This is a genomic window from Idiomarina sp. UBA4520 (genome assembly GCF_002388365.1).
GTDB lineage: Bacteria > Pseudomonadota > Gammaproteobacteria > Enterobacterales > Alteromonadaceae > Idiomarina > Idiomarina zobellii.
In genome coordinates this window covers 1-14,411 of the sequence record NZ_DGMK01000015.1, presented here as the reverse complement: position 1 = coordinate 14,411, position 14,411 = coordinate 1, and the positions used below count along the sequence as shown (strand labels likewise).

The following is a 14,411-nucleotide window of genomic DNA, read 5'->3' as shown; positions in this document are numbered from 1 at the left end:
AATTAATAATTTGTCTCTCTAAGCCCAGCCTCTAAAAAGGCTATTTGCTTTCTCAATAACCTTTATTGCAAGCGTTAATCGGCTCTGCTCTTCTTCAGTTAGAATAGGATTCCAAAAGTCACAAATTAAGACTATTCGCTCCTCTTCACTATCATTTCTCGCCGAATGTAAAAAGGAATCATCGAAAATTAACCACTCATTTGCGCGCCAAGTTCGAGTTTCATCCCCAACAGTAATGGATAGTTTTTCTGATTCAGGCAATATCACAGGAAGATGAGCTGTAACTTTCAAATTCGAAAGTCCATAATGAGGAGGTAAGCAAACTCCCGGCTTTAAACGTGACAGAAATACTTCTGGCGCCATTGGACTTAACTCTGCCAAAGGAAGGCTTTTAATTAGACTGTCTGTCTCAGGAAGTCTACCTAAAACCTTAGATTTTCCTTGCCCATTAACTAGCGGCAAAGCTCCCCAATCATCACTATTAACTAACGTGCTCCAAGCATCATCCTTCATCTCACCTTTTACGTAAGCTTCAAAACCTGCCCCCTCGTTAATAAGTTCTGTTAGTTCACGTATGGTTTTTTCTCGTTGAGTTTTGTTTTTCTCTAAACTTTTGAAATCACTCTCATCAAACCAAGGCTTCGGTTCAAGCTCTGGATAGTACATATATTTGGCTTGTTGCCTGCTATCTGCAAACCTCGCTTCGACCTGACCAAAGTAAGTCGCTAACCAGTTTCTGTATCGAGGATGAGCGTTCGGTTCGTCGAGAAACATCAGTAAACAGTTACCTAAAGCTCCTTTGAATCGTTCTAACGAACTCTTATTCAACTGTTGACTAAGCTTTAGCTTATCGAGTGAGTCTATTGCTTGCTCAACCTGTTCCGCCGATTTACTTTCAGCTATGGTTTCCAAATTTTTATTTATATTTTCTTTTAATGACATATTTTTAATTAGCTATTTTTATAATAAGGAAAAGACTTCTCTGCTATAGCGAGTAGTTTTAGTGCGAAACCACTGACTCAAAATAATTTTTTCACCTTCAATTACAGCGTCTCCTGCGTGAAGGGATTTCTTCAGTATTTTTTCATTTTCATCACAGTTCCGAAAACAGCATATATTCCCGACGGCGGGAAGGAAAGAGTAATCTATTTTAGGGAAATGAGTACTTCCTCCTTTCCCAGGAGACTTCACAACTCCCAACGCAGTAATATCACGCTGTCCCTCATCACTATGCATCTCAAGCTGAGCTTTTGTATAAGCATCAAAATGGGGGCGATATTCTTGACCGATGTCATAACGAATAACGTTGAGCATTTCTAAACAGCTAAAGGGCTTACCAACGAGGTCCCCAATTTGCCTTTGCAAAAGCAAAAAGATCAAGGTCAAATCACTTGGTGAAATTTGTACTACGTCAGCTTTCCTGATTTCATCCCTAATAAATTTTCCAGTTCTGGGTTCTACAACAGCTGCAGGTCGAAACTGACCTCGAGTGAGCTCCAATATATACATTATTAGTATAGGGGACAATTGACTTTCAAGTATCTTTAAATCAATACTCTCATCAATTAGCTTACTAGCATTTGTAGTTATTACTAGGTCGCTCACTATTCCCTTTTTATTATTTTTTCGCCAACTCTGGAAGTCATCTAAAGCGCTAGAGTCACCATTTATAAAACGAAGGTGCAAGTAAAATAGGTATGCTTCATCGTCTCCAAGTGCCGCACATTTTGCCAATGGCTCATATATTGGGAGGTTGTTCACGCATACATACCAAAGCCCTAATTTATTTAAAGTTAGGTTATTGGTATTAAGTAAGCTCCCTATAAGCTTTTCTGGTTTGCATTTTTTTGCATCGTACTCAGAAAGTACTTCAAACACACTCTCAAGAGCCGGTTCAATAGAAACTGCTTTTTTTCTATGGTCATCAAACTTCTTTTTCCAACCTAACTTTCTGTAGTAAAGCGCTGAACTAATGTAATCCATTCTTTTACTCAATAAACCGAAAAACACTATTAAATGCAACACATATACGTGTACCCGCGCCTTCATAAGGTGTTGCTTCATGCTGCAGGTATGAGGGAAATAAGACAAGCCGCCCCGGTTTCGGGTGAAAGTTTACCGAACCGAAGCCGAATGGCGATTTTAAATTCATATTTGCTGGATCAAGGTAAGCATTTGCATTTCTCGTATCAATGAACCTCAAAACCCCGTTATCACTTTTATCACTCTCAATTTCACGCCCAGCATCCACATAATACACCCCGCTCCAAGCAGATACCGGATGATTATGTGTAGAGATATAACCACCATCTCTGGTTATATGAAACCATGCGTTGGTTCTGACTCTTAGTTTTTGTAACTGTGAAGGCGAATAACCATTTAACTCACCTATAAACTGATACAAGTTATTCATAATGTAATGATGCAGCTTTTGAATATCTGGCTGAGGATCATCAAATAAGTTCATCTCACTATCAAAAATATTTTTCCTAACGGTCGGAGGCGGATTAGCATTCTTATATTGCTCTTTATTCTTTTCTCTTTCTAAAAAAAGCTTCTTTAGTGAAGCATTGATACTTGATGATTGCTCATTATCGATAACCGCTATAGGAGATGGAAATAAGTTTTGAATCATCATACTACTCATAATCCTAACCTCAACTTTCATTTGTCGATAAAAAAAGCCAGCACGAGGCTGGCTTTTAAGTTCATTAACGCCAAGCTAACTTTAGAAGTTAACTGACAATCTCGCGTAAGGGAACATACCCGGTACTTCATACATTGAAGGGTCGAAACTGTTCGCAAAAGCGCTGTAAGAAACAGCTGGCTCTTTGTCAAACACGTTATTAACACCAAATGTTACACGTAGGTTATCTGTTACGCTGTAGACTGCCTGAACGTCATGGTACATAGTGCTACCAAGGTCCTTAGTCCAGCTACCGTCTTCTAACTGGTCAAAACAAAGGTCTGAATTCAACGCTTCGTCGCCAAAGTCACAACTTTCAGTTGTGCTGTGGATGTAACGACCAATCCAGTTAATGCTTAAGTCACCTTGTGACCAAGTCAACTGAGTGTTAGAGCGCACACGAGGTACAACAAAGCCATCATACGCTTGACCTGCGTAGTTAATTGTTTCTAAATCACCAGAAACCTGATCTTCAATGATAGCTTGGTTCTCGTCCACATAAGAGCCATCGTGCTGGATAGCGAAAGTACCATAGTCCGTATCAAACTGGTATTGTACTGACCAGTCAAAACCTTTCGCTGTGCGGCTGTTAGCATTGATATTGAAGTTACGTAAATCAGATACTGCACCACTGCTGCCACGGTCGATTAAGTTACACAGTGTATTATTCTCTGCACACGCATCAAGAATAGTTTGTGCACCAACCGTAGTAACGGTGTTGTCAATCTCAATATCGTAAACATCAAGAGTCATTGACAGGTTATCAATTGCACTTGGGTTATATACGAAACCTAAGGTTTGTGACTCTGCTTCTTCTGGTAATAAGTCAGGGTTACCACCGATAGTAGTACGGATTTGCGGGTTTGCTTGCTCATAACTTGCTGGGATTCCAGCACAGCCTGGCTTATCTGGGTTTGCTGCCGCACCACCATTACATGGATCGGTCAAGGTGTTAAAGCTATCAGACTGTCCACGGAATAGTTCCAAAACAGATGGAGCTCTGAATGCCTCCGAATAAGTACCACGTACCATTAAGTCACTGAATGGCTTCCACGTAAAACCTACTTTACTATTAGTGGTATCACCAAAGTTGCTGTACTCAGAATAACGACTAGCCACTTCTAAAGTTAGCTCTTCAGCTAGCGGCGCATCAGCTAAAAGCGGCACTACAAATTCTGCGTAGTATTCATCAACATCATACGCACCATCGGTAGGTTGACGAGCGTTACCAGAAGTAATTCCTGCAGCTTTTAATGCATCTGGTTGGTCAAAACCTGAAACCCAGCGCTTTTCAGCTCCCACCGCAAAGCCTAAAGTACCAGCAGGAAGATATGCCAAGTCACCTGACAAGTTAGCTGTATAACCTTTTAACTCTGTTTCCAACGTGTCTTGAGCCGTGAATTCAATGTAGTCGACCATTTCTTGAGTGATTGCACCTTCACCGCCGAACAGGTCAAGATAAGCACATTCTTCATCGCCACCACAATCCGCTGATAACGCATTGCGAACACGTTGCATATTCAACTCACCAGTACCCAAAGTGTTTTGCTGGATACGTGAGTAAATATAGTTCACATCCCAATCGAAATAGCGTCCCATAGCTTCGAAGTCGCCTTCGATGCCGGTTGAGAATTGATAGTGATCAACATCTTGATTAAAGATACGAGGACCAGCCTCAACCATGCGGCGACCAAGTAAGAATAGATGGCCAGGGTCACCGAATTCACTTTGAGCACTCAGATCATAGTCAAATGGGTTAAATGGGTTACCTGCTTCAATAACAGTCTCTGAATCGCCGCCACCTGGACCTAAGAATAGAGGAGTAGGAGCTAGCAACTGTGAAGATTGTCTGTTACCAAAGAAAGTTTCTGCACGTACACGAAGATTATTATCAATATTATACGTACCTTGGCCGTAGAAATTGGTGCGTTCCTGAGGCGTTAACAAGTAGTTCATCGGCGCGAAGTTAAACGCATCACTTCCTTCCCAAGGCTGGGTATTACCACGATCACCAGTTACTATTTTGTGGTTTAAAGCATTACCGTCTTCATCAAAATAGTACAAGCGACCAAATGGCGTACCTGACGAACCACCATAGCCCTCTGGAGCACCAAAGGTTGGAACTGCAGAGATTTCTCTATCGCCAGCCCATACTGGTTCTTGTTTAGTATAAGAAGCGTTAATGAATACGCTACCGCGGCTGTCGGCAGTACCGATGCTTAAGTCGTGCTGTTCTGTTTGACCATCACCTTCATCATACTGACCGTAGTAAGAATTGAACTCAATTCCGTTAAAGTCTTTGCGCGTAATGATGTTAACAACGGCTGAAATCGCATCAGAACCATATACAGCTGAGGCCCCATCTTTTAGAACTTCAATACGTTCAATAATAGTTGTCGGAATGTTATTTAGATCAACAGCACCGCCAAGCGTAGGAGCCCAACGACGTCCGTTAACCAATACTAGCGTCCGGTTAGCACCTAAGTTACGAATATCCAACTGAACTGAACCATCACCACCATTATTAACAGTTGTGTTGATTGCAGAACCAGCAGAAGGGATGTTCTGAAGAATGTCACCAACAGAAGCAATACCTACTTTTTCTAAGTCTTCACGGCTTAATACTTGAACAGGGTTCGCACCTTCCATATCCGTACGACGGATACGAGAACCTGTAACTTGAATGCGCTCAACTTGTTCTTCTGCACCCGTTTCATCTTGCGCGTCTTGCGCAACTGCTAATGCAGGAAAACCTAAAGACGCAGCTACTGCTGCTGCCGTTAAGCTTTTACGAAATGTCATATTTTTCATGAGTAAAAACTCCCTGGAACGTTTTTATTATCTCGCTTCTTTTATAGAAGCTGTTTAGAATCTAACAGGAAGTTAAAGAGTTGTAAACTTTTCGTGTTAATTTTGTTGATAGTGTTTTGAAGCTGTTAAAAAGCCGCATACTGCGGCTTTGCAAGGAAGAGTTGTACAATTATTTTGCCGCCACAATACAATGACCAAAAACGCCGCTTTCGGGAAATTCAACCTCCTGAATTACAACATTTTTAAAGCCTGCGTTTTCAAACTCTTTTTTTGTCTCTTCGATGCCACTGAGCTGTTCCACGGCTTTCAATAAAGTCTGAGTTCTCGCCTTATGTGCGTTTATCGAGTTTAAGTAACCTGCATACACTTGACGTGATTCAACTTCATTACCTTTTGCAGCGGCTTGCAACACATGCTTTGTTGCCGGTACAAAGCTCATTGCATGAAAAGCTGGGTTACGCTCATGTTTTCGCGCAAATTGATTAAGTGCCTGTTGTGCCTGCAACGCTGAACGTGGCAAATTGTTGGGTCCGTGTTTCAGTAACGCATCTTGCAGTGGCGCTACGGACTTCTTCAAGTGCTTTACTGCCGAAGGGATTAAGTCATAAATAGCTTGGCTTTTCTTATAAATTACTGACGATTCAGAATGCACCAGTGCTATTAATACTCCACCTCTTTTTAGCTGAGTATGCAAATTCTTCAACCCCTCAGCCATGTCACCGTATTCAAGACCATAATGTGACACGAACATACCCACTTTTTTATTGGAGGGCAGCTTGAAAGTTTCATAGGGCGTATTACCAGAGAGCTTAAGTTCTTTATTTGGCGGGTTAATATCAGCAGAGTCGATGCCTCGAACATCTAACTTTTTACTCTTTTCTTCTGAAAACTCCGCCAACCATTGCACAACAATGCCATTACCAGTGCCAATATCAACTATCGGTTGTTTTATCTCAGCTTCGTCGAAACGTTCAAACCAAAATTTACGCATTTGGTAGGCTTGCAAGCGTGACTTTTCATCCAGGAAACTTGCTTTCGCACCGCGCTGCCAATACTCAGTCCATGGATTTTTTGTTGTTTTCATTATTGTTCACTCCAGTACTACTACGACAGTATTTTCATGCTACCACAAAAAAGCCCGACTCAAAGAGCCGGGCTAATATACAGATCACTTTTAAAAAAGTGCTTTTTAGAAGCGCATTGTTACACCAGCAAAGTAATAACGACCTGTAACATCGTATGCTTCAGAAGCAGTATTGATACCTGTCCCACCACTTACTGTCCCCTGAGGCAACATTGGAGGCTTCTTGTCAAACGCATTACGAACGCCAAAAGTGAACTCGTAGTTATCGTTCATGACATAACCAGCAGAAATATCGTGGTAAGTCACTGAGCCTACGTTGTTGAACTCTTCTAATGGTGCAAAGTTCGTAAAGTTATAGTTGTAGCCATTTGTTGAGTCTTTAGCGCTGTCCCAATAACGCATTCTCCAAGAGAATGTCAGATCATTGAGAGCATAGCTCAAGTTTAAGTTTGCACGATGATTTGGCGTTGTAATTGAACCTTCATAAGTTTCAACGCTTCCGTCGTAAATTGACTCAATTGAATACTCGTCAATGTAGTTCCAGATTAAATCCGCAGCAAACTGACCATCCGCAACTTGAGTGCGATAGTTCAACTCAAGGTCAACACCTGAAGTGCTAATGATGTTTTCATTTGATGAGCTGCTATCTACGTCTACAAGCACACCATCAGAGCTACGGAAGACTTGATCGTTACAGCTAGCATCAAAGTTTTCAGGACTAACTGAGTAGCAACGCTGAAGGACAGTTGAGCGACCGGTAATTGCAATCGCGTCTTCTACTTTTATGTCATAGTAGTCAACAGTTGCTGAAAGGTCGTCAGTAATCTGCCAGATAGCACCTACGCTGTAAGTATCTGCTGTCTCTTCCTGTACATTCGGGTTGCCGCCGATCATACCACCGGTACCTTGCGCTTCAGCTTGCGTAAGCGTAAACGAGCCATCTGCCTGAATACGATTATTTACTGAAGCAATTGAGCGACAGTTTTCTGCGATATTGCCCGTTGTCGTTGCAGTTACGTCAACACACGGGTCTGTAACACCCGCAAATGTTTCGCCGGCTCCAGAGTATAAATCCGAAATGTTAGGCGTACGGATAGCAGTTGCCGCTGATGCACGTAATTTAACGCCATCGATTGGCTCATATTCAGTACCAAGGTTCCAGGTCGTCGCAGAACCAGAAGCTGAGTGATCAGAGTAGCGCGCAGCCAAATCTACAGACAGATCCATTAATACTGGAAGACGTGTTTCAAAGAAAATATCTTTAGTATCGAAACGGCCATCAGTTGGCTCAGAGCGGTTTGTGCTAGAAGCGCCAGTTTGAGCTAAATCGCCTGGACTATAAGTACCTTTTTCTTCACGGTACTCAAGACCACCCGCTAAACCTACAAAGCCGCCAGCTAATTCAATTGGCAGATCACCTGAAACAACACTCTGCACAACGAATTGCTCTGCGGTACCTGTTGCTTTTGCTGGAGTTGAAATATAATCAACTGCAGCTGCTGAAACACTGTTTTCTCCAAACAAGTTCAGAGGCGCACAGCCTTGCATACGAGCAATAGGATCGGCACAAACTAAGTTCCCATTTGCGTCTTCCACTACATCCAGAGCCAAACGTGCGCGGTCAGTATTGATTTGACCACCATTTAACTGCTCTTGGTTAGTACGACCCCAGGTCATGTATGTGTCCCAAGTCCAGTTGTAGTTAATGTCGTAAGTGAAGCCAGAAGCAATACGTAGTGTGTCGCGCGTAACGTCTGTAGAACGCGTTCCGAACTCGCTCATACGGCGCACAAACGTAGTTTCATTTAGGTTATCAATACCTTCAGCTAATAAGTTCTGACGCAATAACTCAGGTACTAGCGGAGAGTATACGCTCATTCCATCAATAGGCTGTTCGACACGATGGTTCATCCAAAGGTCTTCGCCAATATTAAATGGTGTTGGCTCAATTGTAGAACCTTGAGTTTCTGCAGAGTTCCAATGCACAGAGCCGAACACACTAAAGTCACTTGCCAGACTCTGACGAATTTCAGCAGCAACATAACGGCGTTCTAGTGGAGTTACTAGCTGTCGAGCGCTTGCGCGATTAAAACCGCCTGAATACTCAGTTCCGTCACCGTTGTAACTATTATTTGCTGTTGTGATGCGGCCTTGAGGAGGATATGAAGAAAGCACTTCGCCAACATATTCACTTCCGTTTTCATCCAAGAGGATTGCACGGTCTACCGCTGAGAATTCACGATCCGTAGACTTCAAGCCTTCGTCGTTGTCAATACCGAATGAGAACCAAGCGTTACCACCGTTCCAATCCTTACCCGTTGTGAAGTTGATGTTCTGAGTTTGGCGATCATGCTCACCTGAAATACCGGCTTGAGCGTTAACCTCAACACCTTCGAAATCTTTACGGGTAATAATGTTCACAACACCAGCAACGGCATCAGAACCATAAACTGCCGAAGACGCACTTTTCAGGATTTCAATACGCTCTATCATCGCTGTTGGAATCGCGTTTAAATCAACTGCATAACCAGTTGAAGGATCAACACCCGAGACAAAACGTTGGCCATTCACAAGAACTAGAGTGCGCGCCGCACCCATGTTACGCAGTTCAGTTGTGTTCAAGCCAACGGTTGTTGTACTAAATGCGGAGTTAGACTGATCTGAGCCAGCGATTGCTACTGGCGACATATTCAAAACCTGTGCAACGTTGATTGCGCCCGTTTGAACAATATCATCGCGACCAATAACCGTAACTGGAACTGGCGTTTCCATGTTAGTGCGGCTTAGACGAGAACCTGTCACTTCAATTTTTTCAATATTATTATCAGCTGCATTGTCTTGAGCTACCGCAGGAAACGATAACGTAGACGCAACTGCAAGCGCAGTCATGCTGCGACGAAACAGTTTGTTATTCATGAGATTACTCCCTGGAACATTTATTTTTTAACGTTGCTTGATTGGCGAAAAGCAACCTGATCCCTTAACAGGGGGTTAACCTTTTAACTCTCGCTGGAAATCTTTTCAAGGGGTTGGGAAGGGTTTTATAGAGAGCGCGAGTTTGTTCGATTATTAAACAACCAGAATGCTTATTAAGCACTCAGATATATTAATGGATTCAACATTAGTTACTTTTTAAGTAACAGATGTTTTGCAGTTAATTCAGTTTCATTAACAGAATATCCCTGCGCCAAAAACAACTCCCCACATGCAATTGCATCGGTGAGTGCATGATGTGAATGATAATCAGGTAACCCGTATCGCTTACGGCAGGCTGACAAGGTAAGTGAATCTTTTCGCACAGCCCCTTCCGTTTTTTCTAACTGTTTTTTCTCGAATGCCAAAGTGTCAAATACAGTGAGCGGCTTCATAGGAATTCCGTACACTTTTTCAACTTGCTTTAAGAACCCCCAGTCCATGCCCTTGTGGTGACACACCATCACTGCATCGTTTAGCGCACGGCTCAACATTGCAAAGGTCTGTTTCGGGTCTGAACTGTGAATAAAGTCGTCTTTTGTCAGGCCATGAATGGTTGGGCTCTGCCCTAAGTCAATTTCTTGACCATGAGCAAATACATGATACTGAGCATTACCAAGTTGTATTGCCGGTGGCTGAATGCTCACCCATGCAATTGACAATATGTCATGCTTAGTCGGACTCAAGCCAGTACTTTCAATGTCCAAAGCAACATACGTAAGCTGCTGCCAAGGCTGCTTCAATTGTTGCCGACGGTCATACCAATTCACGAGTTGTTGTAACCAACTGGCCATTAATAGCCCTGCCTACTGAACTTTAATCCAACGCCTTGCTGTGCTTCTTTTATAATACGAAAAGCGCTTTTCAGTTGTCGTCTTGAAAGCGTGCTCAGCTCATCAGGATCAATCGCGTTTTTAGGCTTGTCGGTTCCCCACACTTTCAGTTGATGATTGAGTCGTAGCTGGGTCAAAAACTCCCATGCTTCGAGCAATGACTGATTGTCTTTTGAATTTAGCAGACGACTTTTTTGCAAGGCTTTTAAACGCGCTACAGTACCTGGAACTATCAGTCCTTCTTTTAATGAATAAATTCTCGCAATATCGTTAATTAACGCGATTCCATAGCGTTTTATATCAATGGTGTCTTCACCATCCGCATCTGAGGTCCGTAGTCGGTTAAACAGACCTAAGGGCACTTGTATCTTATTCACTAAAATAGCCAGGTTTCCTAAGAACATATCATTATTCGCTAACTTAGCTATTTCTTCTCTGTAAGTTTGATAAAAGCGACCTTCACCCATAACGGGTCGGCTATCGAAGAATATCTGACAGTACATGAGCGCTTTGGGAGTTGGGCTCGTTATCCAGCCGTTAAACTTTTCCTTCCACTCATCGATAGTACCTCGGCACTCGGGGTTCGATGCCATAATATTGCCTGGACATAAAGGAATACCGCACTCACACAAGCCTTCACACACATATTCGCCCAGACCGGCAAACCACTCTTTTTGCGATTTTGAGAGACCGTTACTCAGCAGTAGCCCGTTGTCCTGATCGGAACTTAAAGTTTGGTCTTCCCTTCCCTGAGATCCGAATGCCAGCCAGCTGTATGCCGCAGGTGCGGCGCCGTGATCTTGCTCATAAAGCTTAATTAATTGACGCGTCATGCCGTCTGTCACTGAAGCCATCAGCCGACCTAATACCGAGGTTTGTTTTACTCGGCTGGCAAAAGTTTGCAGGTAATCGGGTAACTTCGCAGCTTCCTCTATTAACTGCTTTTTGCTCGTCGCCTTGCGAATAGCGCTTATAAGGAACACAGGATCACTACGCTGCTGACGTATTAAGTCAGTTGCGGTTATCATTCCAACTGGCTGATTATTGTCATTTACCACCGGTAGATGGTGGATATTACTCGACGTCATAACCGTCAGTGCATCCATTAAGGAGCGGTTTTCGTTTACAGACTCAGGCAATTGAGTCATCACCGCTGAAACTCTTATGTCTAAAGGCAGCCCCTCTGCAATAACACGGTTTCGTAAATCCCTGTCGGTTAAAATTCCAACCAATTGATTATCGTCTACAACTAGGACGGACGAAATTCCGCTTTGCGACATGAGTTTAGCGGCATCCTGAACGGGAGTTTCACTATTTAAGCTAATCGGCGCTTTGGAAACAATAGAACGCACCGTTTGCTGATTCCAGTCTGAGTCAGTGGTGGTGTTCGCTTTTCGTTCAGTTAATAAACGTTGCCCGTGGGCTTTGATAAAATACTGCTCAAATGATTTTGAGGTTTTTCGAAGACGATCGAACGCGTGCTCTGGTAATACGTAAACTATTCCGTCTTTTAATGTCTTTAGACGGTTAGTAATTTCTCGACCAGTTAACAACGATGGGTAACCAAATAAGTCCCCACTTTCCAGACGCTCGATAAGTTCACCGTCGGCATCACGCAGATCAAAAATTCCCGACCGCACTATAAATAATGCAGGTCTCATTGAGGTCATAACGTCATTGCAGTTCTCTTCGTTCAAATAAACCGACTGCAACTGCGAAATAACCCAACTCAGGTGCTCGCCTTTTAACTCATCAAATGGTGGGCATTGCTTTAAAAATTCAGACGCTTCCATAATGGTTTTCGTCCTTACTTACAGTTAAAAAAGCCCAGCACTGAGGCTGGGCTTAATCTTAGTTAAAAGCACTTAGTGTGACTGAGCTTCACCGGATCCTTTCGGATACCGTATTGACTCAACCAATTCCTGAATGTCTTCAGGAGCGTCACCTGTTGCTTTGTGTACGATTGTTGCAACTACAAAGTTGATAATCATACCCAGAGTACCTATGCCTTCTGGCGAGATACCAAACAGCCAGTATTCAGGCGTGTTCAGTTCTGGCGATACAAACTTAAAGAATACAATGTAGCAGAAGGTGAATAGAATACCCACAACCATACCTGCGACAGCACCTTGACGGTTCATGCGCTTATGGAAGATACCCAGAATTATCGCAGGGAAGAAGCTTGCTGCGGCTAAGCCGAACGCAAAGGCGACCACCTGCGCCACGAAGCCGGGCGGGTAAATACCAAAGTAAACAGAGATAATAATAGCTGTTGCAGCCGCAACCCTCGCATAGAGGAGCTCTTTCTTATCGGTAATGTTTGGCATCAAATTTCGCTTCAATAAGTCATGCGAAACCGATGTCGATATTACCAACAATAAGCCTGCGGAGGTCGATAGAGCTGCAGCCACACCACCAGCGGCTACGAGCGCCACAACCCATGCCGGTAAGTCTGCAATTTCCGGGTTAGCCAAAACCATAATGTCACGGTCGATAGTCATCTCGTTGCGTTCATCGCCCGAGTAGAACATCTTGCCATCTTCATTTTTGTCTTCCCAGGTAATTAGACCGGTTTTTTCCCAATTCTTAACCCAGCTTGGTGCGTTTTCATACTCAACACCTTGTAAGTCAGGTCCGTTGACTGTGTTGAAGATATTCACTTTCGCAAAAGATGCGATAGCAGGAGCTGTTAGGTAAACAATTGAGATGAAAGTCAGAGCCCAAAATGCTGAACGACGTGCATCGCGTACCTTTGGTACTGTGAAGAAACGAACGATCACGTGTGGCAAGCCTGCGGTACCAACCATTAATGCTGCTGTAATAAAGAATACGTCTATTTTACTGCGTACACCTTCTGTATATGCAGCAAAACCCAGCTCTTGGGAGAGACCGTCTAGCCTTTCCAGAAGATATTGCCCTTCTCCGGGAACACCTCCGGCTATTGTTCCTCCGAAACCTGTTTGAGGTAAGAAATGGTCGGTCATTAATAGTGAAATAAATACCGCCGGTACAACATAAGCGAACATCAATACAACGTATTGAGCAACCTGTGTATAGGTAATACCTTTCATTCCACCTAAAACGGTGTAAAAGAACACAATGATCGCACCAATAATAACGCCAGTCGCGATATCAACTTCCAGGAAGCGTGAAAATACGACTCCAACGCCACGCATCTGACCTGCGATATAAGTGAAGCAGATAAGAATAGCGCACAATACCGCAATAGTACGTGCAGTTTGTGAGTAGTAACGATCACCAATAAAATCCGGGACAGTGAACTTACCGAATTTACGTAGGTATGGAGCAAGACACATTGCAAGCAGTACATAACCGCCTGTCCAACCCATTAAATAGACTGAGCCATCGTAACCTGCGAAGGCGACAATACCAGCCATTGATATGAAAGATGCTGCTGACATCCAGTCAGCGGCTGTTGCCATGCCGTTAGCAACAGGGTGTACACCACCGCTTGCAACGTAAAAGTCGTTTGTCGATCCGGCACGAGACCAAATTGCGATACCGATATATAACGCGAAGGTCAGGCCGACAATAATAAATGTTAGCGTTTGAATATCCATAGCGCACTAGTCCTCGTGAACTGCGTATTTGTTATCGAGTTTGGCCATGCCTCTTACATAAATGAAGATAAGCACGATGAAGGTAAGAATGGAGCCTTGCTGAGCGAACCAGAATCCAAGCTTAAAGCCGAAAAAGGTTATCTCGTTAAGTACATCCACCAGTATGATTCCAAAGCCGTAAGAAACGATAAACCAGACCACTAATAGCTTTAACATTAAGCCTAGGTTTTCTTTCCAGTACGCTTTGGCATGATCTTCACTTTCAAATGCCATAAACGTCCCCTCCAGTTGTTCAAATTAGTATTGTTATTGGGTCGCTAACAAATGTAGGAGGGTTTGTTAAATGAGGGAATTGGACTTTGGTCGTAGCTTGAAATTTAAATACAAAAAAACCCCGATGCACTTGCACCGGGGTTATTTATTTGAAGTCTGGCGGTGTCCTA

General features: G+C 43.2%; 10 protein-coding genes. All 10 read right to left on the bottom strand.

Going from position 1 to position 14,411, the window contains the following annotated elements; translation table 11 throughout:
- Window positions 1–18 precede the first annotated feature (18 nt).
- Complete coding sequence (locus tag B3850_RS07115; RefSeq protein WP_286873658.1) at window positions 19–942, bottom strand: aspartyl/asparaginyl beta-hydroxylase domain-containing protein; 924 nt, start codon at window positions 940–942, stop codon at window positions 19–21.
- Between the two features lie 18 nt (window positions 943–960).
- Window positions 961–1,983, bottom strand: coding sequence for a 2OG-Fe(II) oxygenase (locus B3850_RS07110; protein WP_286873660.1), 1,023 nt, complete (start codon window positions 1,981–1,983; stop codon window positions 961–963).
- A gap of 4 nt (window positions 1,984–1,987) precedes the next feature.
- Window positions 1,988–2,647, bottom strand: a complete 660-nt coding sequence (locus B3850_RS07105) for a TIGR02466 family protein (protein WP_286873662.1) — start codon at window positions 2,645–2,647, stop codon at window positions 1,988–1,990.
- Between the two features lie 81 nt (window positions 2,648–2,728).
- Entirely contained in the window at window positions 2,729–5,497 is a 2,769-nt protein-coding gene (locus B3850_RS07100) for a TonB-dependent receptor plug domain-containing protein (protein ID WP_286911576.1), read from the bottom strand.
- A gap of 169 nt (window positions 5,498–5,666) precedes the next feature.
- Window positions 5,667–6,581: an SAM-dependent methyltransferase gene (locus B3850_RS07095; protein WP_286873668.1), complete on the bottom strand. Its 915-nt coding sequence runs from the start codon at window positions 6,579–6,581 to the stop codon at window positions 5,667–5,669.
- 105 nt (window positions 6,582–6,686) lie between these two features.
- Window positions 6,687–9,497 carry a TonB-dependent receptor domain-containing protein gene (locus tag B3850_RS07090; RefSeq protein WP_286911575.1) on the bottom strand — a complete coding sequence of 937 codons (2,811 nt, stop codon included), beginning with the start codon at window positions 9,495–9,497 and terminating at the stop codon, window positions 6,687–6,689.
- 209 nt (window positions 9,498–9,706) lie between these two features.
- Window positions 9,707–10,348: a 3'-5' exonuclease gene (locus B3850_RS07085; protein WP_286873672.1), complete on the bottom strand. Its 642-nt coding sequence runs from the start codon at window positions 10,346–10,348 to the stop codon at window positions 9,707–9,709.
- The gene (locus tag B3850_RS07080) at window positions 10,348–12,180 is read right to left on the bottom strand and encodes a DUF294 nucleotidyltransferase-like domain-containing protein (protein WP_286873674.1); all 1,833 of its coding nucleotides are present in this window, start codon (window positions 12,178–12,180) and stop codon (window positions 10,348–10,350) included. The genes B3850_RS07085 and B3850_RS07080 overlap by 1 nt, the downstream gene beginning before the upstream one ends.
- A gap of 72 nt (window positions 12,181–12,252) precedes the next feature.
- Window positions 12,253–13,968, bottom strand: a complete 1,716-nt coding sequence (locus tag B3850_RS07075; RefSeq protein ID WP_058579555.1) for a sodium:solute symporter family protein — start codon at window positions 13,966–13,968, stop codon at window positions 12,253–12,255.
- A gap of 6 nt (window positions 13,969–13,974) precedes the next feature.
- Window positions 13,975–14,241, bottom strand: coding sequence for a DUF4212 domain-containing protein (locus B3850_RS07070; RefSeq protein ID WP_058579556.1), 267 nt, complete (start codon window positions 14,239–14,241; stop codon window positions 13,975–13,977).
- Window positions 14,242–14,411: the final 170 nt, after the last annotated feature.

Bases quoted from the DNA above. Each gene is read 5' to 3' on its own strand.
- B3850_RS07115 (WP_286873658.1), bottom strand. From the start codon at position 942: ATGTCATTAAAAGAAAATATAAATAAAAATTTGGAAACCATAGCTGAA.
- B3850_RS07105 (WP_286873662.1), bottom strand. From the start codon at position 2,647: ATGAGTAGTATGATGATTCAAAACTTATTTCCATCTCCTATAGCGGTT.
- B3850_RS07075 (WP_058579555.1), bottom strand. From the start codon at position 13,968: ATGGATATTCAAACGCTAACATTTATTATTGTCGGCCTGACCTTCGCG.
- B3850_RS07080 (WP_286873674.1), bottom strand. From the start codon at position 12,180: ATGGAAGCGTCTGAATTTTTAAAGCAATGCCCACCATTTGATGAGTTA.
- B3850_RS07070 (WP_058579556.1), bottom strand. From the start codon at position 14,241: ATGGCATTTGAAAGTGAAGATCATGCCAAAGCGTACTGGAAAGAAAAC.
- B3850_RS07090 (WP_286911575.1), bottom strand. From the start codon at position 9,497: ATGAATAACAAACTGTTTCGTCGCAGCATGACTGCGCTTGCAGTTGCG.
- B3850_RS07085 (WP_286873672.1), bottom strand. From the start codon at position 10,348: ATGGCCAGTTGGTTACAACAACTCGTGAATTGGTATGACCGTCGGCAA.
- B3850_RS07100 (WP_286911576.1), bottom strand. From the start codon at position 5,497: ATGAAAAATATGACATTTCGTAAAAGCTTAACGGCAGCAGCAGTAGCT.
- B3850_RS07095 (WP_286873668.1), bottom strand. From the start codon at position 6,581: ATGAAAACAACAAAAAATCCATGGACTGAGTATTGGCAGCGCGGTGCG.
- B3850_RS07110 (WP_286873660.1), bottom strand. From the start codon at position 1,983: ATGGATTACATTAGTTCAGCGCTTTACTACAGAAAGTTAGGTTGGAAA.